Below are 21,434 nucleotides of genomic sequence, written 5' to 3'. Positions count from 1 at the left end.
GCCAGCCATCGTCGTCGGATCAGGCGGTCTTGCGCTTCTGGCGCAGCACCAGCGTCGGCGCGGCGCCGTCATCGACCGCGGCGCGGGTGACGACGACCTTGGCGACATCCTCGCTCGACGGGATCTCGAACATGATCGGGCCGAGCACCTCTTCGAGGATGGCCCGGAGCCCCCGCGCACCGGTCTTGCGGGCGACCGCCAGCTCGGCGATCGCCTCGAGAGCATCGCGCTCGAAGTCCAGCTCGACGTCGTCGAGCTCGAACATGCGCTGATACTGCTTCACGAGCGCGTTCTTCGGCTCGGTCAGGATCTCCATCAGCGCCTCGCGGTCCAGCGGCGACACGGCGGCGATGACGGGAAGACGCCCGATGAACTCGGGGATCAGACCGAACTTGTGCAGGTCTTCCGGCAGCACCTCGGCGAACAGGTCCGGCCCCTCGTCCTTGCGCTGCAGCGGGGCGCCGAAACCGACGCCGTGCTTGCCCACGCGGGACGAGATGATGTCTTCGAGGCCGGCGAAGGCCCCCGCCACGATGAACAGCACGTTCGTCGTGTCGATCTGGATGAACTCCTGGTGGGGGTGCTTGCGGCCGCCCTGCGGGGGCACCGAGGCGACCGTGCCCTCGAGGATCTTCAGCAGCGCCTGCTGCACGCCCTCGCCCGACACGTCGCGGGTGATCGAGGGGTTCTCGGCCTTACGGGCGATCTTGTCGACCTCGTCGATGTAGATGATGCCTGTCTCGGCGCGCTTCGTGTCGAAGTCGGCGGCCTGGAGGAGCTTGAGCAGGATGTTCTCGACATCCTCGCCCACGTATCCGGCCTCGGTGAGCGCGGTGGCATCGGCGACGGCGAACGGCACGTTGAGCCGCTTCGCGAGCGTCTGCGCCAGATAGGTCTTGCCGCAGCCGGTGGGCCCGAGCATCAGGATGTTGCTCTTGGCGATCTCGATCTCGTCGGCGCGCTGTTCGGCCGAGATGATCGTGGACTGCGCACGCACGCGCTTGTAGTGGTTGTAGACGGCCACCGACAGCGCCCGCTTGGCCTGCTCCTGGCCGACGACGTAGTCCTCGAGGAACGAGAAGATCTCGCGCGGCTTCGGCAGGTCGAACTCGGCGACCTCGCCGGAGCTCTGCTCGGCCATGCGCTCTTCGATGATCTCGTTGCACAGCTCGACGCACTCGTCGCAGATGTACACGCCGGGACCGGCGATGAGCTGTTGCACCTGCTTCTGGCTCTTGCCGCAGAAGGAGCATTTGAACAGGTCGGCGCTCTCACCGATGCGTGCCATGATGCCTCTCTCCCCCCGGAACAGTCCGCTGTGAATCGAGCCTAACCGCACACAGCGACATCAGGGGTATTGCGCGCGGGGTCGCGCGCCGGAAACGACGATGCCCCGACACGCGGACGGGTCGGGGCATCGAGGGATCGCTCGTCAGCTCGTGAGAGCGGCGGGCGTGCGCTTGCGCGTGGTCAGCACCTGGTCGACCAGACCGTAGGCCACGGCGTCGGCCGCGGACAGGATCTTGTCGCGGTCGATGTCCTTGTTGACCTCGGCGGGCGACTTGTTCGAGTGCTTCGACAGGGTCTCTTCGAGCCAGGTCCGCATCCGGAGGATCTCCGCCGCCTGGATCTCGATGTCAGACGCCTGCCCGTGACCGGCCTCGCCCATGGCGGGCTGGTGGATCAGGATGCGGGCGTTCGGCAGGGCCAGACGCTTGCCCGGAGCACCGGCGGCGAGCAGCACGGATGCCGCCGACGCCGCCTGGCCGAGAACGACGGTCTGGATCTGCGGCGAGACGTACTGCATCGTGTCGTAGATCGCCGTCATGGCGGTGAACGAGCCACCGGGCGAGTTGATGTACATGATGATGTCGCGGTCGGGGTCCTGGGACTCGAGCACGAGCAGCTGTGCCATCACGTCATCCGCCGACGCATCGTCGACCTGGACGCCCAGGAAGATGACGCGGTCCTCGAACAGCTTGTTGTACGGATCCTGGCGCTTGTAGCCGTAGGCGGTGCGCTCCTCGAACTGCGGGAGGACGTAGCGGCTGGACGGCATCTGCAGGCCCTGGGGGGCACCGAAGGTGGGGGTGTTCATTCGTGTTCTCTCTTTCGCCTACGAATGCCTAGTTCGCGGTTCCGCCGCCACCGATGACATCGGTCGCGGACTCGCGGATGTGGTCGACGAAGCCGTACTCCAGCGCCTCGTCCGCGGTGAACCAGCGGTCGCGGTCACCGTCTTCGTTGATCTGCTCGACGGACTTGCCCGTCTGCGCGGCGGTGATCTCCGCCAGGCGGTTCTTCATCGAGATGATGAGCTGCGCCTGCGTCTGGATGTCGCTGGACGTTCCGCCGAAGCCGCCGTGCGGCTGGTGCAGCAGGACACGGGCGTTCGGCGTGATGTACCGCTTGCCCTTCGTGCCCGCCGTCAGCAGGAGCTGTCCCATGGAGGCGGCCATTCCGATGCCGACCGTGACGATGTCGTTGGGCACGAACTGCATCGTGTCGTAGATCGCCATACCGGCCGTGATCGAGCCACCCGGAGAGTTGATGTAGAGGTAGATGTCCTTCTGCGAGTCCTCGGCTGCCAGCAGCAGGATCTTGGCGCAGATCTCGTTGGCGTTCTCGTCGCGCACCTCGGATCCCAGCCAGATGATGCGGTCCTTGAGCAGCCTGTCGAAGACACTCGTTGCGACAAGGGGTTCGGCCATGTTCACTCCCGTTCCGGTGATCGTGAGATCGAATCTACCGGCGCTGTTCGGGCCCCTCGCCGTTGTTCGCCGTGGGCATACGTTCCGGCGCATGAAGCAGTTCGGCGGCGTATCCGGTGACCGACCGCGTGTAGCGCGGGAGGTGGGGCGCCAGCGCGTCGAGCACGATGGCGAGAGCCTCGCGGTCGCGGCCCTGCGAGCTCAGCGCCAGCGCGTAGAAGGCGGCGGCCGCATCCTGCATCCCGTCGCGGGAGCGCTCGCGGTACGCGGTCTCGAGCAGCGCCGCGCTCTCGTCGACGCGGCCGAGATTGCGGATGGTGCTCGCCAGCTGGATGACGGCCTGCACCCGCAGGTCGTCATCGAGTCCCGCGGCGAGTGCCTGACGGTACAGCGGCTCGGCCGCCGACTCCTGCCCGGCCGAGTCGAACGAGCCGGCGCGTTCGAACAGCGCCCGCGCGTCGCCGGCGGGGCGCTCCGCGGCGAGCTCGGCGATCGCCGCGATCCGTTCGTCGTCGGACAGCAGGGCGTCCGCCCAGACCGCTGCCACCCGTCGATCCCAGTCCTTATCCACGATTCCTCCCGGAGGAACGACGCGGGGGCGGATGCCGCAGCATCCGCCCCCGCGTGACGATCCGATTTACTCGGCGTCGGCCTTCTTGGCCGGAGCCTTCTTCGCCGGAGCCTTCTTGGCGGCCGGCTTCTCGGCGGGCGCCTCGTCGCTGTCGGCCTTCTTGGCGGGCGCCTTCTTGGCCGGAGCCTTCTTCGCGGGCGCCTTCTTGGCGGGAGCCTTCTCGGCTGCCTCCTCGTCGGCGGCGGCGTCGGCGATCTCCTGCGCCTCCTCGACGACCTCCGCCTCGGCGGCCGGCTCGTCCTCGACGGCGACGAAACCGGCGAGGTCGACGGGCTTGCCGTTGGAGTCGACGACCGTCACACGGCCGAGCGCGACGGCGAGGGCCTTGTTGCGGGCGACCTCACCGATCAGCGCGGGCAGCTGGTTGCCCTGCTGCAGCGCGTTGACGAAGTCCTGCGGAGCCATGCCGTACTGGGCGGCGGACTGGATCAGGTACTGCGTGAGCTCGTCCTGCGAGACCTGCACGTCGGCCTGCTCGGCGACCTTGTCGAGGATCATCTGCGTGCGGAACTGCTTCTCGCTCGCCTCGGTGACCTCGGCGCGGTGCACGTCGTCCTCGAGGCGGTTCTCGCCCTCGAGGTGCGTGTGGACCTCGTCCTCGATGAGCTTCGGCGGGACGGGGATGTCGGTCTTCTCGAGCAGGACCTCGATCAGCTTGTCGCGCGCGGCGGCACCCTGGGTGAAGGTGGACTGCTGTGCGACACGCTCGGCGAGGCTGGCGCGCAGCTCCTCGATCGTGTCGAACTCGCTCGCCATCTGCGCGAAGTCGTCGTCGGCGTCGGGAAGCTCGCGCTCCTTGACGGCCTTGACGGTGACGGCCACCTCGGCCTCGGCGCCGGCGTGGTCGCCGCCGACGAGGGTCGAGCGGAACGTCGTGTCCTCGCCCGCGGTCAGCGAGTCGATGGCCTCGTCGATGCCCTGCAGGAGCTCGCCCGAGCCGACCTCGTACGAGACGCCCTCGGCGCGGTCGATCTCAGCGCCGTCGATCGTGGCGACGAGGTCGAGCTCGACGAAGTCACCCGTCGATGCGGGACGCTCGACCGTGATCAGCGTGCCGAAGCGCGCGCGCAGGCCGTCGAGCTCGGTGTCGATCGCGGCCTGGTCGGCCTCGACGGCGTCGACCGTGATCTCGAGGCCCTCGTAGGCGGGGAGCTCGAAATCGGGACGCACGTCGACCTCGACGGTGATCTGCAGGTCGCCCGAGAAGTCGGCGAGCTCGGGGAGGGCGACGATGTCGGCCTCCGGACGGCCGAGGACGCGCAGCTCCTGGTCGGCGACGGCGGCACGGTAGAAGCCGTCGAGGCCCTCGTTGACGGCGTGCTCGATGACGGCACCCCGACCGACGCGGCGGTCGATGATGGGCGCGGGGACCTTGCCCTTGCGGAAGCCCGGGATCTGGACGTCCTGTGCGATGTGCTCGTACGCGTGCTCGATGCTGGGCTTCAGCTCTTCGGGCGAGACCGTGATGTTGAGCTTCACGCGGGTGGGCGTGAGCTGCTCGACGGTGCTGGTGACCATGCCTGTTGTTCTCCTCTTGTTCCCACGCCGGCGCGCAGTGGCCGAAGGTCTGGGGTCTGTGGGCCGTGATGTCGGGGCGACAGGATTTGAACCTGCGGCCTCCCGCTCCCAAAGCGGGCGCTCTACCAAGCTGAGCTACGCCCCGGGCGGGCGCGCACGCATGCGTGCGCCCATAATCGGCCCCTGGAAGTCTAGCGTCCGCGCTCGCGGTCGGGAACCGGGCGAGGACTCGGCTATGCTGGAGAGGTCCGAGACGCTCCCCTCCGGGGGACGCGGTGCCGGATCCCCCGACAACTGAACACTCTCGTGCGACGGTTTCCGTCGCTCGCGGGGCTGTAGCTTAGTGGTAAAGCCTCTGTCTTCCAAACAGATGATGCGAGTTCGATTCTCGTCAGCCCCTCCATCCTCTCCCCCGGTCAGGCCCACGCCCCGGGGTCAGCCCTCCCGGACGTCCCGCGTCTCGGCGTGACGCGCGCTGTGCGACAGGTAGTGCGCCGCGTTGCGGACGAGACCCTCGCGCTCCCCCTCGGTCAGTGCCCGGCGGACCTTCGCCGGCACACCCGCCACCAGCGATCCGGGCGGGATCTCCATCCCCTCCAGCACGACCGCTCCCCCGGCGATGAGACTGCCGGCGCCCACATCCGCGCCGTTGAGCACGACGGCGCCCATCCCGATGAGCGCGCCGTCGCCGATGCGGCAGCCGTGCACGACGGCGTTGTGCCCGATCGACACGTCCTCGCCCACCGTCACCGGACGACCGCGATCGACGTGGATGCTGACGGAGTCCTGCACATTGCTACGCGCACCGATCGTGATCGTGTCGCCGTCGGCACGCAGCACGGCGTTGTACCAGACGCTCGCGTGCGGGCCCAGCACCACGGCGCCGATCAGACGCGCGCCCGCGGCGACGAACGCCGTCTCGGAGATCGTCGGACGGGTGTCGCCGAGGGCCAGCACGCTCGCGTCGGGTGAGATCGTCATGCCGCCGACCCTACCGAGCGCGTGCGCTCACCGTGAGGCCAGCGCCTCCCGGAGCGCCGCGGTGTACTGGGGCGCCAGCGAGTCGGCGAAGGTGACGGTGAGGTGGTCCTGATCGCGGTACACGGTGGCCCCGCCCACGACGGGAGAGCACACGCTCTCGTCGCAGTACACATCGGTGAAATCGAGCAGCGTGACGCCGGGCTGCCCCTCGGCCGCTCCCCGCAGCGGGTCGTTCGCGACGAGGACGTCGGCGCGCGGCCCGTCGCACGCGGCCGCGTCACGCGTGCGCAGGCACTTGTTCGGGTCGGTCTCCCACACGGGGTTGTCGACGACCGTGACCACGGGAACCCCCGCGTCCGTCATCGACGACCATGCCGCGCGGTATCCGGCGACGGCCGCGTCGTACGAGGAGTCGAATCCGGCCGAGGCGTACGGGGTGGTCGCGAGCGCCGAGGTGAAGACGACGTCGGGCGCGTCGTCGGCCAGTGACCGGCCCACCGCATCCCGCCAGTCGGTGCACGCGTCGCCGAACGCACCGGGGGTCGCCAAGGCCGTGTCGTTCCACGGGCACGCACCCTTGAAGTAGGTGACCAGGCGCCATCCGTTGTCGTCGGCGATGCGCTGGAACGTCGAGAGAAGCTGGAAGGCGTGGCTGTCGCCGATCAAAGCGACCGTCGGCGCATCTGCGGCCTCGGACCCGAACGTGCAACTGACCGGACGTGCGTCGTTGAGCTGGACGAAGCACTGCTCGTCGAGCGGCCGGTCGACGCCGGCGAATCCGGGGGCCGGCAGGATCGTGTCGCCCGTGTCGACCCCGGCGCAGTCGGCGTCGAGGATCGCGGCCGCGCCGAAGCAGGCGGGTGGGTCGGCGCGGAGCTCGGCGAGCTGCTGCACCCCCTCGCGGTAGGCGGGAGCGTTGACCGCCCACGCGCCGCCCGCGGTGCCCGCGACCAGCAGCATCGCCGCGAGCGCAGCCCAGAGGGTGGTGCGCGCCGGGCGGCGGGTCAGCACCCGCCAGCTGCGCATGGGGTCCTCGACGAACCGCTTGGTGAGCCAGGCCAGGACGAAGCAGATCACCAGAAGCGCGACGCGATGGTAGATCGTGAGTCCCCAGAACGGCACCGACGGCGCGATGATGATCAGCGGCCAGTGCCACAGGTAGAGCGAGTACGAGATGTCGCCCGTGAACCGCATCGGCCGGATCGACAGCACCCGTGTCGGGTACCACCACCGACGCGCATCGGATGCGGCGATCACCGCGGCGGCGCCGAGGGCGGGCAGCAGCGCCGCGTACCCGGGGAACGGCGTCGTCGCGTCGAAGCGGAACGCGGTGTAGACCAGCGCGATGATCCCCGCCCAGCCGAGGAGGAAGCTGCCGACGGCGTTGCGCACCCGCAGCGCCGGTACGAGCGCGATGGCGGCCCCCAGACCGAACTCCCACATCCGCCCGAAGGTGTGGAAGTACGCCGGCGCAGGATCGGTGATCGTGAAGACGACGCAGAAGACGAAGGAGGCGGCGCTGACCGCACCCAGCGTCCAGAGCACGGCGCGCCGGCGCGCGCCGCGGAAGAATCGCACGCCGATCCATGCCGCAAAGAGCATGAGCAGCGGCCAGATGACGTAGAACTGCTCCTCGAGCGACAGCGACCAGTAGTGCTGCACCATCGAGGGGTCGCCGGCGTGGTTCAGGTAGTCGGCCGACGTGAACGCCAGATACCAGTTCTCGACGTAGAAGGTCGAGGCGACGATCTCGCTGACCTCGCGTTGCAGCCCGGAGATGGGCATGAGGTACGGCGATGCGGCGACGAGCGCGCAGACCAGCAGCACGAGCATCGACGCCGGCAGGAGGCGGCGCGCGCGCCGCGCCCAGAACTGCCCCAGGCGCACGGTGCCTGTGGCCGTGAGCTCCCGCATCAAGTGCCCCGTGATGAGGAAGCCGGAGATGACGAAGAAGACGTCGACGCCGACGTACCCGCCGGGCAGGCGCCCCGGCCAGAAGTGGTAGAGCACGACCAGCAGCACGGCGATCGCACGGAGGCCCTGCACGTGCGGGAGGAAATGCGACGGCTCGGCGTGCTCGGGCGAACGATCGCGTCGTTCGCGCCGCACCGTCTGCGCGGGGACATCGAGGTGCTGCGGTACCCCGCCGGGTTCTGACGCGCTCACCCTAAGACGTTAGCCCGACCCGCATCCGAAACCCCGCTGCGGCGCGGCCCGTCACGCGTCGTAAGCGCAGCCTCATCTTGCTTGCGGAATTTCTGGGCGTCACTAGCGTTGGAGAAGCAGAAGCGAACTGCAGAAGACGGAGGCATCACCATGTCGAAGAACCAGACCATTCCCGCAACCGCCGCTGACCCCACCGTGGCCGCCGGCACCGCGCAGTTCCTGACCCCCGTGACGCTCGGCCTTCAGGCACTCGCCATCACCGGCAAGCAGGCCCACTGGAACGTGCGCGGCGCGAACTTCATCGCCATCCACGAACTCCTCGACACGGTCGTCGACCACGCCCACGGCTGGGCCGACGAGGCCGCGGAGCGCATCGTCGCTCTGGGTCTTCCGGTCGACGCCCGCGTCTCGACGATCGCGACGAAGGTCGCGCCCTCGTCGGTGCCCGCCGGCTTCACGCAGTGGGACGACATGATCCGCCACATCGTGGCCGACATCGACGCCGTGATCGTCGACGTCCAGGCCGCGATCGACGGTCTCGACGAGATCGACCTGACCAGCCAGGACATCGTCATCGGCATCCGTGCCGGTCTCGAGAAGGACCGCTGGTTCCTCTCGGCCCACCTCGCCGAGTAACGGCGTCCGCGACGCCGGATCACGGCGTCGCCGTCAGCGCAGAACCCCGCTCGTCCCCGTGACGGCGGGGTTCGTGCGTTCGGGCAGTGCGACCTCCGCCGTCCGGACCCGCGCGTTCAGCAGTCCGCAGACGGTGACCAGCATGGCCGCCGCGGCGGGGAACAGCATCGCCACGCCGACGGACACGCTCTCGGCGACCGCGCCGGTGATCGCCGCGGCCAGGGCCTGCGCGAGCGTGAGGGCCGAGCCCAGCATCGTCATGGTGGTCGCCGAGCGGCCCTCGGGGCTGCGGGCACCCGCGAGGCTGAAGATCGTCACGAGGGTCGGCCCGACCCCGAGGCCCATGAGCACGATGAGCAGCGTCGCCGCGCTCACCGTGCCGACCATCGCGTAGAGCCCGGCGGTGACCGTCATCGTCGCCGAGAACGCGATCCACCGCCACCGCATCGTGAAGCGGGCGGGGAAGGCGGCGACCGCCAGCGCCAGCACCGCGGATCCGATCCCCATGAGGCCGTAGATGAGACCGGCCTGCGCACCCTCCCCGGAGCGCTCGAGGAACGCGGTCAGCGAGGTGAGCGCGGAACCGAAGAACAGACCGACGCCGAACGTGCCGCCCACGAGCACGAGGATCCGGGGCCTCAGCAGCGCGGTGAACGGAGCACGTGCACCGCGTTCCCGATTTCCGGTGGTGACCGTCGCGGTGGGGTGCAACGCGAACGCGCTCACGAACACGATGCTGAGGGCGGCGGCGATCGCGATCGGCGCCCACGGTGCGATGAACGACGCGAGGACGCCGACCAGCACCGGTCCGATGACGAACGCCGTCTCATCCGCCGCGGACTCGTACGACATCGCGCGCGTGAAGGTGCGATCACGCAGCTCCGGATGCAGCCGCTGCTGGATCAGCGCGATGATCCGGCTGCGGCTCATGGCCGCGGCCTGCGGAGCGGTGGCGCCGATCAGGCCCGACACGAGCACGATCATTCCCGGCGCAGCGCTGCCGCCGAGCGAGACGACGAGGGGGAACAGCGCCAGCATGCCGCCGTTCATGAGCCCGAGGGGAACGAGGATCCGGCGCTGGCCCAGACGGTCGACGCCGTCGCCGACGAGCGGCCCGGCGATGACGGCGCCGATCCCGGCCGCTGCCGAGGCGAGACCGCCGAGCGCGACCGATCCCGTCACGGAGGTCGTGAGCGTGAGGAGCCCCACGACCATCATCGCGAACGGGAGCCGAGCGACGAAGGCGAGGACGAAGTATCCCCAACCGGCGTGCTGGATCAGCGTGCGTCGGTCGACGACCGAACCCATGAAAAACCTCCGGAGCGTGAGCGGACGTGCCGCCTTGCTCCTGGAGTAGGTTGTTGCACCGCCGAAGATCCTACCGTCGGCGGCTGGGAGGGCCCGGGGTACGGCTCACTCGACGCGTGAGTGGTCTCCCAGACGGTGCCACGTGCGATTGTGGTAGACCAGCGCATCGCCGCTCTCGCCCGGAACGACGTCGCGGGCGATGTCGGACTGGAGCGCGTGAGCGGCGATGACGGTCGAGCCGCCCGCGTTCATCCGCTCGATGATCGCGCAGCGGACCCACGCGCGCACCCCGTGGTACACGGGCTCGCCGGTGGTCAGCCGCGACCAGCGCTCGGTGTCCGCGAAGCGGTCGATGCCGCTCGTGGAGGCGAGCTTGGCCACGTCGAGGTCGGCGCTGTCGAGCAGGTGGACCACGATCGTCTCGGCGCCGAGGATCGCCGGCGTCGCCGACGAGAGCGCCGACACCGAGAAGATGAGCAGCGGCGGCTCCGCGCTGACGGAGGAGACGGAGGTCGCGGTGAGGGCCACCGGGCCGTTCGGTCCCTCGGCGGTGATGACGGCGACGCCGCCCGGGTGCCCGCGGAACAGTGCCTTGAAGTCGTCCGCCGACAGCGACGCGCCGAGCGCCCGCTCGGGGGCGAGGGGCTCGTCGGCGGAGGAGTTCTCGGGGAGGGGCACGGCGGAAGTCATGTCTGAACGCTACGTCCTGCGTGTTTCGGGGACATCACCGCGACGACACATGGCGCAACGATGCGTTTACATCGTCCGCCGGCGACATCGCCGTGATCGGGGTCTGATCGGCCACGATCTGCGCGACCGCGGCCCGGCCGGCGCGGTTGGCGCCGACCGTGGATTGGGTGGGTCCGTATCCGAGGAGGAAGATGCGGGGATCGTCGAGAGCGCGCGAATCGTCGACGCGGATGCCGCCCGCGCTCGTGCGCAGATGCAGCGGAGCCAGGTGGTCGAGCGCGGGGCGGAACCCCGTCGCCCAGAGGATGACGTCGGCGGGCTGGAGCGTGCCGTCGGGCATCCGCACCCCGTCCTCCTCGATGGCGACGAACATCGGATGCCGCACGAGCACGCCGCGCCGGTCCGCCTCGCGCGCCCACGGCGTCCAGTGCATCCCGGTGACCGAGATGACGCTGCCGGCGGGAAGACCCTGCCGCACGCGCTCGCTCACGCCCGCGAGCGCGGCGACCCGCGCCGGAACGTCGAAGTCCTCCTCGATCCACTGCGGTTCCCGCCGCGTCACCCAGAAGGTGTCGGCGACCCGCGAGATCTCCTCCAGCAGCTGCACGGCCGAGATGCCGGCCCCGACGATGACCACGCGCATGCCCGCGAACTCCTGCGCATCGACGTAGTCGTGGACGTGACGCTGCACACCGCGGAAGCGCCGGGCTCCCGGCACCGACGGCCAGAAGGGCCTGGTCCAGGTGCCGGTCGCGTTGATCAGGTACCGCGCGCCGATGTCGCCGTGGTCGGTCTCGACCCGCAGCAGTCCCTCCGGCGCATCCCGCACGGCGCGGACGGTCACCGGACGCCGCACGTCGAGCGCGAATCGGTCCTCGTAGTCCGCGAAGTAGGGCGGGAGCGCGTCGCGGCTGGAGGTGGCCGCATCGAAGGTGGGCACCGGGGCGCCCGGAAGCTCGTGGATCCCGTTGACCGTCCCCATCCGCAGGGAGCGCCAGCGGTGCTGCCACGCGCCGCCGGCGCGCTCCTCGCGATCGAGGATGAGGAACGTGCGGTCGTGCCCGGATGCGGCGCGGCGGGCCGGCACGTATCCGCGACGGGCCAGGTGGTAGCCCGCGGACAGTCCCGCCTGGCCCGCTCCGATGACCGCGACGTCGACGATCGTCGGCGCGTCGGGAAACCTGCTCACGCCCGGTGGAACGCACCGGGCGTGGCCGGCATTCCGGGTCAGTCGATCAGCGCCTCGGCGATCGGCGTCGACCCGGCGCTGAATCGGATGGTGCGCCCGATCGTGGCCGGCTGCGCGAGGGCCTGCGCGATGACAGCGCCGACGTCCGCACGCGAGACCTCGGCGCTGCCCTCGGGCTCGGTCGTGATGCTGCCCGTCGGCTGGTCGAGGGTGAGCGTGCCCGGTCCGAGCACCGTCCACTCCAAGGCGGTGCGCCGGAGGTGCTCGTCGGCGGCCAGCTTGGCGTCGGCGTAGGCGAAGAAGCTGTTGTCCGGGTGGACCCCGTGGTCGGGAGTCGATCCCACCCACGACACCATGACGTACCGGTCCACACCGGCCCGGGCCGCCGCATCCATGGATCGGATCGCCGCGTCGCGGTCGACGGCATAGGTGCGTGCGGCGTCTCCCCCGCCGGCGCCCGCCGACCAGACGACCGCGTCGTGCCCGCGCAGGAGGTCGGCGATGCCGTCGGTGTCGAGGTGCTCGATGTCGGCGACGACCGGCTCCGCGCCGATCGAGCGCAGTTCGTCGGCGTGATCGGGATTGCGGATCACCGCCGTGACGTCGTCACCGCGCTCGACGAGCACCGGAATGGTGCGCAGCGCGACTTTTCCATGCCCGCCGAGGATGAGAATGCGTGCCATGAGTGGCTCCTCTCGTTTCTTTCAGCGTAGGCGTCGGGGTCAGGAGGTCCCCGTGGGGTTGACCCGGGCCTCAGGCGTCCGGACGGATCTCGCCGTCCAGGTACCACCACCGGGCGCTCTGGTGCACGAAGCGGCTGCGTTCGTGCAGCACGCCGCGGGCTCCGCCCTCTCGCCAATGGGCGCGGAACTCCACGACGCCGCGCCGATCGCCCTCCGCCCCGGCGGCGGTGTCGACGACCTCGAGGGCGGTCCACCGTTGCTGCGGATCGAGGACGAGCTCGGCCGGCCGGGTGCCCGGATGCCAGGTGTCGCGCAGGTAGGCATCGTCACCGACGACGAAGGCGCTGTACCGCGAGCGCATGAGCTGCTCGGCCGTCGTGGGGATCTCGCCGCCGAGGAACGGCGCGCAGCAGCCGCCGAACGTGCGCCCGCCGCCGCAGGGGCAGGCGTCCTGGTCGCGGACGCGTGCGGCCCTCATCCGCCGGAGGGGATCATCGGAGCACGGGGCATACGCGGCAGCCTACCCAGGGCCCGCGCGACGACGGCCCCCGGACGTAGGCTGGACGCCGTGTCCGCCTCCGCACCGTCCGTCCGCTTCGTCACTCCGCGCGGCCGTCTCGCCGTCCTCGCCGCGGTGTGCGCGATCATCAGCGCGATGGGCGTCGCCGTCGTGGTCCTCGACCCGGAGAACACGCTGACGGTGCTCCTGGGAGTCGCCGTCGTCGGTGTCTTCGGCCTGGGCGGCGGGGCGTCGATCGTCGGGCAGCTGCGGCAGAGCGTCATCCTGCGCGCCGATGACGAGGGCATCCGCATCGCGCGGATCGGCAGCGCACCCTGGGCCGATGTCGACCGCATCGGCACCACGCCGCGGGGCGAGCTCGGCATCCGGATGCGGCGCACCGACGCGCTGCTCGCGAATCCCCGCACGCGCACCACCAGGGAGAGCCTGCGCGAGACGCGGGCGACGAGCGGCGGCTACGACCTGACGTTCACCGAGCGGGAGCTCGGCACCGCGCCCGCCGAGGCGGCACGGGCGCTTCGATCCCTGAGTTCGTGATGGCACGCGTCCGGCTCCCCGCTGCGATCCGCGCGGCGAAACGCACACCGCTGCTGCTCGTCGCGAAATCCGCCGCCGCGACGATCGGCGCCTGGCTGCTGGCCGACTGGCTCGTGCCCGGCCCGCCCCCGGTCTTCGCCGCGATCGCCGCGGTCCTGGTCGTGCAACCCAGCCTGAACCAGTCCTTCACTCGCGCGATCGAACGCTCCGTCGGCGTCATCGCCGGCGTGCTGCTCGCCTCGGCGCTCGGTCTCGCGTTCGGCAACGGCACCTGGGTCATCCTGGCGGCGGCCACGGCAGGGCTTCTCACCGCGTGGGTGCTGCGCCTGTCGCCGGGCGCCTCCACGCAGATCGCCATCAGCGCGATCCTGGTGCTCGCCCTCGGGCCCGCGACCCCCGACTACGCCGTCGACCGCATCATCGAGACGCTCCTGGGCGCCGTGATCGGGTTCATCGTGAACGTCGCGATCGTGCCGCCGGTGGCCATCGAGCCCGCGCGGCAGGCCAGCGGTGCGCTGCGCCGCGAGATCGCGGCCTCCCTGGAACGGCTCGCCACCGCGCTCGAGACGCCGCGCACCCGTGCGGATGTGGAGGAGCTGATGCTGGAGGCGCGTCTGCTGCGGCCGATGCGCGACGCCGCGGACGCCGCGATCATCGCGGGCGCCGAGTCGCTCACCATGAATCCCCGCAGCCGCACCCACCGCGCCGATCTCGCGGGGATGCAGGCCGACCTGGATCTCTTCACCCCCATCGTGACCCAGATCATCGGCATGACCCGGGCCGTCTACGACCACTACACGCCCGATCTCGTCGAAGCGCCGCAGGTGCAGGCGATCGCCGAGCAGATGCGCCGAGCCGCGCACGACGTGGAGCACGTGGGCGCGATCGCCGACGTCGCCGTGGTCGAGCCGCCCGCTCTCACCACTCCCCTGGCGATCGCCGCGCCGCCGCGGGCGCACTGGATCCTCATCGGATCGCTGCTGGAGGACCTCTCCCGCATCCACCAGAGCCTCACCGACGCCGCGCGGTGACGGCGCCGCGCCCTCAGGGCAGGTCGGCGCACCGCACGCACCGGGTCGCGGTCGGACGTACCTCGAGCCGGCCGGCGGGGATGGGGTCGCCGCACCGTTCGCATCGGCCGTAGTCGCCCGCATCCACGCGCGAGAGCGCCGCATCGATCTCCGCGATCTCCCGCCGGGCCTCGCGCCGCAGACCTTCCCGGCGCGACCACTCGTCCGAGAGCGTCGCCCCCTCGGGGTCGTGCTCGTCGTCCGCTCCGGCGGGATCCGACCGCGCGGCGCGCACATCGGCCACCGCGTCCGTCCGCGCGGCCAGCCGCTCGATGGCCTCGGCACGGAGGCCGGCGAGCCGTGCCCGCGCGCCGGGGTCGACGCTCACCGGAGCGCTCTCACGAGGCGGCGACGACCACCGTGAACTCGAGCGGCTGGATGCCGCCGTCCGCGTTGGTCATCGTCACCGTCGTCGTTCCCGGCGCGAGCGCCGTGACACCGGGATTGAAGGTCGCCCCGTCGCTCTCGCGCCCCGCGACGAACTCCGCGACCCCCGTGTCGGCGACCTCGCCGGTGTAGCTGTCGACGGCCAGATCGCCCGTGGTGATGTTCAGCACCTGACCGACCACGAGGTCGACGTCGGCGCCCTGCAGATCGTTCGCCGCCATGGTGACCGGCGCCACGATGTCGCCGCCGATCGGGGTGGCATCCGAGGTGGAGGACGAGGTCGCGGGCCCCGTGCAGGCCGCGAGCGCGAGGGTCGCAGCGACCGCCGCCGAGCCGAGGACGAGTCTGGAGAGCTTCATCCGGTCAGTATCCCAGCGGCGAGCAGCCCGCGGGATCACGATCGGGCAACGCGGTCAGTCGACGGCGCCGCGCGCGTTGTAGACGATGGAGTCGCTGTCGCCGTAGGCACGGAACACCGCCACCGCTTCGTCGTGGCGGACGCCGACGGTGACCCGGATGCCGCGGGCTTCGAACTGGGCGTCCCAGTCATCGACGACCGGGCCCTCATCGAAGCCGGTGAGCTCCTCGAGCAGCGGGCCCTCGCCGGCGACGACGAGCGAGCGGACACCGCTCCACATGGTGGCGCCGTAGCACATGACGCACGGACGCCAGTTGACCACGAGCTGCAGGTCGGCGCCGGCCGCGCCGAGATCCCACCGGCCGAGCGCCGACTGCGCCAGGCTGAGCGTCGTCACCTCGGCGTGGGCGGAGCTGAGTCCGGACGCCAGGACGACGTTCACCCCGGCGGAGACCAGTTCGCCCGTCGCCGCGTCGACGACGATCGCCGCGAACGGGCCACCGCTCCCCTCGCGCCAGTTGCGGTCGGCGAGGGCGTTGACGAGGTCCATGCGCTCCTCCAGCGTCGGCAGGACGCGCGGCAGGCCGTCCAGATCGGCGAGGAGCCAGGCGGGGAGGGACGCGGAGAACGATGACGCAAGAGGCATGAGGTCATCGTGACCTGCTCGTGTGTCGGCGCTGTTACACCGCCGTCATCGCGGGCGCTCGAGCCAGGCGCGCAGGCGCTTGAGCGGCCAGGTCGTCACGATCCGCTCCGGCGGGACCCCCATGCGCTCCGCCCTCACGGCGCCGTGGTCGAGAAGGGACAGCTGGCCCGGCGCGTGGGCGTCGCTGTCGATCGAGAACAGGCAGCCGGCGTCCAGTGCCCGCGCGATGAGGTCGTCCGGCGGGTCCTGCCGCTCCGGGCGGGAGTTGATCTCGACCGCGACGCCGCGCTCGGCGCAGGCCGCGAAGACCGCCGCGGCGTCGAACTCGGAGGCCGGGCGGGTACCGCGCGCCCCCTCGACGAGCCGGCCCGTGCAGTGCCCGAGCACGTCGGTCTGCGGGTGGGCGACCGCCTGCAGCATCCGCGCCGACATCTCGGCCGGCGGCATGCGGAGCTTCGAGTGCACGCTCGCCACGACGACGTCGACGCGTGCGAGCATCTCCGGGGTCTGGTCGAGCGCGCCGTCGTCGAGGATGTCGACCTCGATCCCGCCGAGCAGCGTGAACCCGTCACCGGAGTACGCGCCGATCTCGTCGAGCTGTCGGGCGAGGCGTTCGGCGCTCAACCCGTGCGCGACCCGCAGCCGTGGCGAATGATCGGTGAGGGCCAGATACTCGTGCCCGAGGCCCCGGGCCGCGTCGACCATGCTCGCGATGGGGGTCAGCCCGTCGGACCAGTCGGAGTGCGCGTGCAGGTCGCCGCGCAGGAGCGGGCGGAGGGAGCTCTCGAGCCCTCCCCCGACCTGGGCGCGGAGATCGGCGAGGTACCCGGGCACATGGCCCGCCTGTGCCTCGAGGACGACAGCGAGTGAGCTCTGCCCGACGCCCTTCGTGCGACGCAACGTCGCGGGGTCGGAGCGCTGGGCGGCCGGAAGCGCCGCCACGGCGTCGGCCGCCGCACGGAACGCCTGGGATCGGTAGCGCGACGCGCGCTGCCGTTCGAGCAGCGTCGCGATCTCGCGGAGGGCGTCGACGGCATCCATCCGCCCAGTCTGCCGCGCCGAGCGGCGCCGTGACAGGATGAGCGCGTGCCCCGCCTGATGCTGCTCGACACCGCGTCGCTCTACTTCCGCGCGTTCTACGGCGTCCCCGACAAGGTCACCGCGCCGGACGGCTCTCCGATCAACGCCGCGCGGGGACTCCTCGACATGATCGCGAAGCTCGTCGGCACCTATCGCCCGACCCACCTGGTCGCCTGTTGGGACGACGACTGGCGCCCGCAGTGGCGCGTCGACCTGCTGCCGACCTACAAGGCGCACCGCGTCGTCGAGGTCGTGGCGGCGGGCCCCGACGTCGAGGAGACGCCGGATCCGCTCGAGGCGCAGATCCCGCTGATCCGGGAATCCCTGGGGCTCCTGGGGATCCCGATCGTCGGCGCGGCCGAGCACGAGGCCGACGACGTGATCGGCACCCTCGCGACCGGGGCCGGGATGCCGGTGGACATCGTCACGGGCGATCGCGACCTCTTCCAGCTCGTCAACGACGACGCCGAGGTCCGCGTCGTCTACACCGCCCGCGGCATGAGCAATCTCGAGATCGTCACCGATGAGGTCGTGCTGTCGAAGTACGGCGTCCACGCCGACCAGTACGCCGACTTCGCCGTGCTCCGCGGTGATGCGTCCGACGGGCTGCCCGGGGTGGCGGGCATCGGCGACAAGACCGCGGCGACGCTCCTCGGCGCGCACGGCGACCTCGCGGGCGTACAGGCGGCGGCCGCGCGGGGCGAGGGCATGAGCGCGGGCGTGCGCGCCAAGGTGGAGGCCGGCGCCGACTACCTGCGCGTCGCCCCCACCGTCGTCCGCGTCGTGCGGGACCTCGATCTCCCCGCAGCCGACGCGCGGCTCGTCGCGCCGTCGGCGGATGTGTCCGCGTTCACCGCCCGCTGGGGCCTGGATTCCTCGTTCGGCCGGGCATCCGCCGCGATCGCCGACGCCACCGCGTGACACACGACGATCCCGCCCCCGGGGAGGGGACGGGATCGTCGTGCGGGGGCGGGGATCAGGACGAGGCGACGCCTGATCGACGCACGACCACCGGCACACCGGCGAGCCGGTAGATCGCTCCGCCGAAGAGGATCGAGAGCACACCGATCCCCATCGCGAAGGCGGCGACGCCGAACGACACGACCGACGTGAACAGGGACGCCCGCAGGAAGGACGCGTTCATCATGGTCGCGCGCACCGGGTCGTCCTTGCCCAGCTCGGCGTAGGTCGCGCCGTCGGAGGCGGCCAGCGCGTGGTGCTGAATGATGTCGGCCTGGACGAAGGCCGTGAGCGGGCCGTCGACGACCTGCCCCTGGAACGCCATGGCGTCATCCGGGACCGTGATGTTCTCGGCGCGCAGCTGCGACGACACCATCACCCACACGACGATGCCCACGACGATGAGCGCGATGCCGCCCAGCATCCCGAGGATGCCGGCGATCTTGACGAATCCGACCTTCTTGAGCGGCGCCTCGACGGTGTCGGCGGTGGTGGCGACTGCGGTGGACATGGTCACTCCTCGGTGATTGGTGCCGGATCGGTTCTGCCGTTCCGGATCTGGCACTGACGTTACCGAGGGAGATCACGCCGTCCGGGGGCCGCCCGCCGTGAATATCCGACCGCCCGGGAAGCCCGCCGCGACGGCGGCGAACCGCTCAGGAACCGGCGAGTTCCTGCGTCGCCCGCACCCAGGCGTCGAGGGTCCCGGCGGCGGCTCCGCTGTCGATCGCGGCAGCCGCGTCGTCGCGTGCCTCCGCGAGGCGCGTGAGGATGGGCCGCTGCACTTCGCTCGGGTCCTGGAACAGACGGAACGACACGAGCCCGGCGGCCGTGTTGAGCAGCACGATGTCGCGCACCGGCCCGGTGTCGCCGGCGAGCACCCGGCGCACGACGTCGGCATTGTGCTCGGGCGTGCCGCCGACGAGGTCCGCCATCCGCGCGGTGGGGATGCCGAGGTCGCGGGGATCCAGGTCGTGCTCGTGCACGTCCCCCAACGAGATCTCCCAGATGCGGCTGTGGCCCGTGGTCGTCAGCTCGTCGAGCCCGTCGTCACCGCGGAACACGAGGGCCGTGGCCCCACGCGTGCGGAACACGCCGGTGATCAGCGGCACGCGATCGAGGTGGGCGACACCGACGGCGTTCGCCTCCGCACGTGCGGGGTTGCACAGCGGCCCCAGGAAGTTGAAGACGGTCGGCACGCCCAGTTCGGCGCGGGTGGGCCCGGCGTGGCGGAACCCGGGGTGGAACGCGGAGGCGAAGGCGAAAGCGATGCCCGCCCGCTCCAGCGTCTGCGCGACCGCCTCGGGCGACAGGGTCAGATCGATACCGAGCGCGCGGAGCACGTCGGAGGAGCCCGAGGACGAGCTCGCCGCCTTGTTGCCGTGCTTGACCACGGGGACGCCCGTGGCGGCGGCGACGATCGCCGACATCGAGGAGATGTTGACCGTGCCGAACCGGTCGCCGCCCGTGCCCACGATGTCGAGCACCGCGGCGGGGACGGGCAATGGCAGCGCGGCCTCCAGGATCGCGTCGCGGAACCCGACGATCTCGTCGACCGTCTCGCCCTTCGCGCGGAGCGCGATGAGGAACCCGGCCAGCTGCGAGGGCGTCGCCCGTCCGGCCATGACCTCGCGCATCGCCCAGGTGGCCGCGGACACGCTCATGTCGTTGCCGGAAAGCAGATCGGTCAGGATCTCGGGCCAGCTGTGCACGTCCACCATGGGTCAAAATCCTATCGACCGCGCGTGCCGCATCCGACCCCGCCCGGCCGGTTCCGCGCGACGCCAGTGTTCTCGGCGAGTTCGCGGCCAGTACTTAGGTCTCCCTAAGCTCGCACGAGGGTACGCCGAGGGTCGGATGTGCAAGAGAGTGCCGTGAAAATCGGTCATAATGGGGAGCGTGACGACCCCAGCGACGTATTCCCAGGCCATGCGTACGGTCAAGCGGCCAGACCCGGTCGCCGTCGGCACCATCGTCTGGCTCGGCAGCGAAGTCATGTTCTTCGCGGGTCTGTTCGCCATCTACTTCACCCTGCGCAGCACGTCTCCCGAGCTGTGGGCGCAGGAGTCGTCGCTGCTGAACGTCCCCTTCGCCACGGTGAACACGATCATCCTCGTGCTCTCCTCCGTGACCTGCCAGATGGGTGTCTTCGCGGCTGAGCGCTTCCAGCCCTACCGCACCGGCGGCAGCCCCCTGAAGTGGGGCATGGTCGAGTGGTTCTTCCTCACCTTCTTCCTGGGCGCGGTCTTCGTGTCCGGTCAGGTGTGGGAGTACGCCCAGCTCGTCACCGAGGGCGTCGCCATTAACTCGAACGCCTACGCGTCGGCCTTCTACCTGACGACGGGCTTCCACGCCCTGCACGTCACGGGTGGCCTCATCGCGTTCCTCCTCGTCATCGGCCGCGCCTACGCGGTCAAGAACTTCGGGCGCAAGGAGATGACCACCTCGATCGTCGTGTCGTACTACTGGCACTTCGTGGACGTGGTCTGGATCGCCCTGTTCCTCGTCATCTACTTCCTGCGTTAGAAGCGGAGCACCACCCCCTCATGGCACGAGAGAAGAAGCGGCGCCCCTCCGGTCGTCGCAGCCCCCTGGCCGCCACCGCCCTCATCGGCATCGGCCTGCTGCTCACCGGCGGCCTGTACGCCGGTGCGTCCGCGGCGATGGCTGCGACCACCGACAACTCCGCGGTCACCTCCACGCTCACCGTCGAAGACGGCGAGAAGCTGTTCCAGGCCAACTGCGCGACGTGTCACGGACTCAACCTCCAGGGCACCGACAACGGCCCGTCCCTCTACGGCGTCGGCGAGCTCTCGGTGCACTTCCAGGTGTCGACCGGTCGCATGCCGCTCCAGGCACAGGCGCCGCAGGCACCGCAGAAGCCGGTGCAGTTCACCCCGGAGCAGACCGAGGCGATCGCGAAGTTCGTGCAGTCCGTCGCCCCCGGCCCGACCTACCCGTCGGACGAGATCCTCGACGGCGAGGGCGACGTCTCCGCGGGAGCCGAGCTCTTCCGCATCAACTGCGCGATGTGCCACAACGTCGCCGGCGCGGGTGGCGCGCTGACCGAGGGCAAGTACGCCCCCGCTCTGCACACCACGAGCGCTCTCAACATCTACGCCGCGATGGTCACCGGGCCGCAGAACATGCCCGTGTTCAACGACATGAACCTCACCCCCGAGGACAAGCGCGACGTCATCTCCGCCCTGCTCTACATGCAGAACACCGAGTCGCCCGGCGGATTCTCGCTCGGTTCGCTCGGCCCCGTCTCTGAGGGCTTGTTCATCTGGATCTTCGGTATCGGCACGCTCATCGCGATCACGGTGTGGATCACCGCGAAGTCCAACTGATCATCCCCATCGA

24 protein-coding genes and 2 tRNA genes are annotated in these 21,434 nt (G+C 70.5%); 7 read left to right on the top strand and 19 right to left on the bottom strand.

Annotated elements, in window-relative coordinates:
- Window positions 1-19: 19 nt before the first annotated feature.
- From clpX to AB0N73_RS00230, 6 genes are all read right to left on the bottom strand, one after another.
- The gene (clpX, locus tag AB0N73_RS00255; protein WP_363559147.1) at window positions 20-1,288 is read right to left on the bottom strand and encodes an ATP-dependent Clp protease ATP-binding subunit ClpX; all 1,269 of its coding nucleotides are present in this window, start codon (window positions 1,286-1,288) and stop codon (window positions 20-22) included.
- A 144-nt stretch (window positions 1,289-1,432) separates the two neighbouring features.
- Window positions 1,433-2,098: an ATP-dependent Clp protease proteolytic subunit gene (locus AB0N73_RS00250; protein ID WP_363559145.1), complete on the bottom strand. Its 666-nt coding sequence runs from the start codon at window positions 2,096-2,098 to the stop codon at window positions 1,433-1,435.
- 28 nt (window positions 2,099-2,126) lie between these two features.
- A complete protein-coding gene (locus AB0N73_RS00245) occupies window positions 2,127-2,711 on the bottom strand; it encodes an ATP-dependent Clp protease proteolytic subunit (protein WP_363559143.1) in 585 nt (194 codons plus the stop codon).
- 34 nt (window positions 2,712-2,745) lie between these two features.
- On the bottom strand, window positions 2,746-3,258 hold the full coding sequence (locus tag AB0N73_RS00240; RefSeq protein WP_363559141.1) for a tetratricopeptide repeat protein: 513 nt from the start codon (window positions 3,256-3,258) through the stop codon (window positions 2,746-2,748).
- A 90-nt stretch (window positions 3,259-3,348) separates the two neighbouring features.
- Window positions 3,349-4,860 (bottom strand): trigger factor, encoded by a 1,512-nt coding sequence (gene tig, locus AB0N73_RS00235; RefSeq protein ID WP_363559139.1) that lies wholly within the window; start codon window positions 4,858-4,860, stop codon window positions 3,349-3,351.
- A 71-nt stretch (window positions 4,861-4,931) separates the two neighbouring features.
- Window positions 4,932-5,005: transfer RNA gene (locus AB0N73_RS00230), tRNA-Pro, on the bottom strand.
- Window positions 5,006-5,189: 184 nt separating this feature from the next.
- Between AB0N73_RS00230 and AB0N73_RS00225 the strand changes: the two genes are divergently transcribed.
- Window positions 5,190-5,263 (top strand) — tRNA-Gly (locus tag AB0N73_RS00225).
- 32 nt (window positions 5,264-5,295) lie between these two features.
- Here AB0N73_RS00225 and AB0N73_RS00220 read toward each other — a convergent pair.
- Both AB0N73_RS00220 and AB0N73_RS00215 read right to left on the bottom strand, forming a co-directional pair.
- The gene (locus tag AB0N73_RS00220) at window positions 5,296-5,841 is read right to left on the bottom strand and encodes a gamma carbonic anhydrase family protein (protein WP_363559137.1); all 546 of its coding nucleotides are present in this window, start codon (window positions 5,839-5,841) and stop codon (window positions 5,296-5,298) included.
- 27 nt (window positions 5,842-5,868) lie between these two features.
- Window positions 5,869-8,007, bottom strand: coding sequence for an acyltransferase family protein (locus AB0N73_RS00215; protein ID WP_363559135.1), 2,139 nt, complete (start codon window positions 8,005-8,007; stop codon window positions 5,869-5,871).
- A 150-nt stretch (window positions 8,008-8,157) separates the two neighbouring features.
- Between AB0N73_RS00215 and AB0N73_RS00210 the strand changes: the two genes are divergently transcribed.
- Window positions 8,158-8,643: a DNA starvation/stationary phase protection protein gene (locus tag AB0N73_RS00210; protein WP_363559133.1), complete on the top strand. Its 486-nt coding sequence runs from the start codon at window positions 8,158-8,160 to the stop codon at window positions 8,641-8,643.
- Window positions 8,644-8,676: 33 nt separating this feature from the next.
- On the opposite strand, the gene AB0N73_RS00205 is transcribed toward AB0N73_RS00210, so the two are convergent.
- The 5 genes from AB0N73_RS00205 to AB0N73_RS00185 form a co-directional block, all read right to left on the bottom strand.
- Window positions 8,677-9,951 carry an MFS transporter gene (locus tag AB0N73_RS00205; RefSeq protein WP_363559131.1) on the bottom strand — a complete coding sequence of 425 codons (1,275 nt, stop codon included), beginning with the start codon at window positions 9,949-9,951 and terminating at the stop codon, window positions 8,677-8,679.
- Window positions 9,952-10,056: 105 nt separating this feature from the next.
- Complete coding sequence (locus tag AB0N73_RS00200) at window positions 10,057-10,641, bottom strand: flavin reductase family protein (protein ID WP_363559129.1); 585 nt, start codon at window positions 10,639-10,641, stop codon at window positions 10,057-10,059.
- Between the two features lie 34 nt (window positions 10,642-10,675).
- The gene (locus AB0N73_RS00195; RefSeq protein ID WP_363559127.1) at window positions 10,676-11,830 is read right to left on the bottom strand and encodes an NAD(P)-binding domain-containing protein; all 1,155 of its coding nucleotides are present in this window, start codon (window positions 11,828-11,830) and stop codon (window positions 10,676-10,678) included.
- A 38-nt stretch (window positions 11,831-11,868) separates the two neighbouring features.
- Window positions 11,869-12,513: an SDR family oxidoreductase gene (locus AB0N73_RS00190; RefSeq protein WP_363559125.1), complete on the bottom strand. Its 645-nt coding sequence runs from the start codon at window positions 12,511-12,513 to the stop codon at window positions 11,869-11,871.
- A gap of 70 nt (window positions 12,514-12,583) precedes the next feature.
- A complete protein-coding gene (locus AB0N73_RS00185) occupies window positions 12,584-12,991 on the bottom strand; it encodes a YchJ family metal-binding protein (RefSeq protein WP_363559123.1) in 408 nt (135 codons plus the stop codon).
- A gap of 90 nt (window positions 12,992-13,081) precedes the next feature.
- Here AB0N73_RS00185 and AB0N73_RS00180 point away from each other — a divergent pair, with 90 nt between their 5' ends.
- Entirely contained in the window at window positions 13,082-13,570 is a 489-nt protein-coding gene (locus AB0N73_RS00180; RefSeq protein WP_363559121.1) for a hypothetical protein, read from the top strand.
- Window positions 13,570-14,601, top strand: coding sequence for an FUSC family protein (locus AB0N73_RS00175; RefSeq protein WP_363559119.1), 1,032 nt, complete (start codon window positions 13,570-13,572; stop codon window positions 14,599-14,601). Before AB0N73_RS00180 ends, AB0N73_RS00175 begins: the two co-directional genes overlap by 1 nt.
- 13 nt (window positions 14,602-14,614) lie before the next feature.
- Here the strand turns inward: AB0N73_RS00175 and AB0N73_RS00170 are convergent, their stop codons facing one another.
- From AB0N73_RS00170 to AB0N73_RS00155, 4 genes are read right to left on the bottom strand one after another with little or no spacing between them, the layout of a single operon-like run.
- Window positions 14,615-14,968 carry a TraR/DksA C4-type zinc finger protein gene (locus AB0N73_RS00170; protein WP_363559117.1) on the bottom strand — a complete coding sequence of 118 codons (354 nt, stop codon included), beginning with the start codon at window positions 14,966-14,968 and terminating at the stop codon, window positions 14,615-14,617.
- Between the two features lie 10 nt (window positions 14,969-14,978).
- Window positions 14,979-15,386, bottom strand: coding sequence for a hypothetical protein (locus tag AB0N73_RS00165; protein WP_363559115.1), 408 nt, complete (start codon window positions 15,384-15,386; stop codon window positions 14,979-14,981).
- Window positions 15,387-15,440: 54 nt separating this feature from the next.
- Window positions 15,441-16,031, bottom strand: coding sequence for a nucleoside deaminase (locus tag AB0N73_RS00160; RefSeq protein ID WP_363559113.1), 591 nt, complete (start codon window positions 16,029-16,031; stop codon window positions 15,441-15,443).
- Between the two features lie 45 nt (window positions 16,032-16,076).
- A complete protein-coding gene (locus AB0N73_RS00155; protein ID WP_363559111.1) occupies window positions 16,077-17,072 on the bottom strand; it encodes a PHP domain-containing protein in 996 nt (331 codons plus the stop codon).
- Window positions 17,073-17,129: 57 nt separating this feature from the next.
- Here AB0N73_RS00155 and AB0N73_RS00150 point away from each other — a divergent pair, with 57 nt between their 5' ends.
- Window positions 17,130-18,032, top strand: a complete 903-nt coding sequence (locus AB0N73_RS00150) for a 5'-3' exonuclease (protein ID WP_363559480.1) — start codon at window positions 17,130-17,132, stop codon at window positions 18,030-18,032.
- A 55-nt stretch (window positions 18,033-18,087) separates the two neighbouring features.
- Here the strand turns inward: AB0N73_RS00150 and AB0N73_RS00145 are convergent, their stop codons facing one another.
- Window positions 18,088-18,582, bottom strand: coding sequence for an aromatic ring-opening dioxygenase LigA (locus AB0N73_RS00145; RefSeq protein ID WP_363559109.1), 495 nt, complete (start codon window positions 18,580-18,582; stop codon window positions 18,088-18,090).
- Between the two features lie 145 nt (window positions 18,583-18,727).
- Entirely contained in the window at window positions 18,728-19,792 is a 1,065-nt protein-coding gene (gene trpD / locus AB0N73_RS00140) for an anthranilate phosphoribosyltransferase (RefSeq protein WP_363559107.1), read from the bottom strand.
- A gap of 169 nt (window positions 19,793-19,961) precedes the next feature.
- On the opposite strand from trpD, the gene AB0N73_RS00135 reads away from it, so the two are divergent.
- Together AB0N73_RS00135 and AB0N73_RS00130 are read left to right on the top strand one after the other, a co-directional pair.
- A complete protein-coding gene (locus tag AB0N73_RS00135; protein ID WP_363559105.1) occupies window positions 19,962-20,597 on the top strand; it encodes a heme-copper oxidase subunit III in 636 nt (211 codons plus the stop codon).
- A 20-nt stretch (window positions 20,598-20,617) separates the two neighbouring features.
- Window positions 20,618-21,421: a cytochrome c gene (locus AB0N73_RS00130; RefSeq protein ID WP_363559103.1), complete on the top strand. Its 804-nt coding sequence runs from the start codon at window positions 20,618-20,620 to the stop codon at window positions 21,419-21,421.
- Window positions 21,422-21,434 lie beyond the last annotated feature (13 nt).

Source organism: Microbacterium sp. NPDC089189 (assembly GCF_040685095.1).
Taxonomy (GTDB): domain Bacteria; phylum Actinomycetota; class Actinomycetes; order Actinomycetales; family Microbacteriaceae; genus Microbacterium.
Note: the sequence above shows the minus strand (reverse complement) of the source record. Positions and strands in the feature narration are given on the sequence as shown.

Bases quoted from the DNA above. Each gene is read 5' to 3' on its own strand.
- clpX (WP_363559147.1), bottom strand. From the start codon at position 1,288: ATGGCACGCATCGGTGAGAGCGCCGACCTGTTCAAATGCTCCTTCTGC.
- AB0N73_RS00250 (WP_363559145.1), bottom strand. From the start codon at position 2,098: ATGAACACCCCCACCTTCGGTGCCCCCCAGGGCCTGCAGATGCCGTCC.
- AB0N73_RS00245 (WP_363559143.1), bottom strand. From the start codon at position 2,711: ATGGCCGAACCCCTTGTCGCAACGAGTGTCTTCGACAGGCTGCTCAAG.
- tig (WP_363559139.1), bottom strand. From the start codon at position 4,860: ATGGTCACCAGCACCGTCGAGCAGCTCACGCCCACCCGCGTGAAGCTC.
- AB0N73_RS00220 (WP_363559137.1), bottom strand. From the start codon at position 5,841: ATGACGATCTCACCCGACGCGAGCGTGCTGGCCCTCGGCGACACCCGT.
- AB0N73_RS00210 (WP_363559133.1), top strand. From the start codon at position 8,158: ATGTCGAAGAACCAGACCATTCCCGCAACCGCCGCTGACCCCACCGTG.
- AB0N73_RS00205 (WP_363559131.1), bottom strand. From the start codon at position 9,951: ATGGGTTCGGTCGTCGACCGACGCACGCTGATCCAGCACGCCGGTTGG.
- AB0N73_RS00200 (WP_363559129.1), bottom strand. From the start codon at position 10,641: ATGACTTCCGCCGTGCCCCTCCCCGAGAACTCCTCCGCCGACGAGCCC.
- AB0N73_RS00190 (WP_363559125.1), bottom strand. From the start codon at position 12,513: ATGGCACGCATTCTCATCCTCGGCGGGCATGGAAAAGTCGCGCTGCGC.
- AB0N73_RS00185 (WP_363559123.1), bottom strand. From the start codon at position 12,991: ATGAGGGCCGCACGCGTCCGCGACCAGGACGCCTGCCCCTGCGGCGGC.
- AB0N73_RS00175 (WP_363559119.1), top strand. From the start codon at position 13,570: ATGGCACGCGTCCGGCTCCCCGCTGCGATCCGCGCGGCGAAACGCACA.
- AB0N73_RS00165 (WP_363559115.1), bottom strand. From the start codon at position 15,386: ATGAAGCTCTCCAGACTCGTCCTCGGCTCGGCGGCGGTCGCTGCGACC.
- AB0N73_RS00160 (WP_363559113.1), bottom strand. From the start codon at position 16,031: ATGCCTCTTGCGTCATCGTTCTCCGCGTCCCTCCCCGCCTGGCTCCTC.
- AB0N73_RS00155 (WP_363559111.1), bottom strand. From the start codon at position 17,072: ATGGATGCCGTCGACGCCCTCCGCGAGATCGCGACGCTGCTCGAACGG.
- AB0N73_RS00150 (WP_363559480.1), top strand. From the start codon at position 17,130: ATGCTGCTCGACACCGCGTCGCTCTACTTCCGCGCGTTCTACGGCGTC.
- AB0N73_RS00145 (WP_363559109.1), bottom strand. From the start codon at position 18,582: ATGTCCACCGCAGTCGCCACCACCGCCGACACCGTCGAGGCGCCGCTC.
- trpD (WP_363559107.1), bottom strand. From the start codon at position 19,792: ATGGTGGACGTGCACAGCTGGCCCGAGATCCTGACCGATCTGCTTTCC.
- AB0N73_RS00135 (WP_363559105.1), top strand. From the start codon at position 19,962: ATGGGGAGCGTGACGACCCCAGCGACGTATTCCCAGGCCATGCGTACG.
- AB0N73_RS00130 (WP_363559103.1), top strand. From the start codon at position 20,618: ATGGCACGAGAGAAGAAGCGGCGCCCCTCCGGTCGTCGCAGCCCCCTG.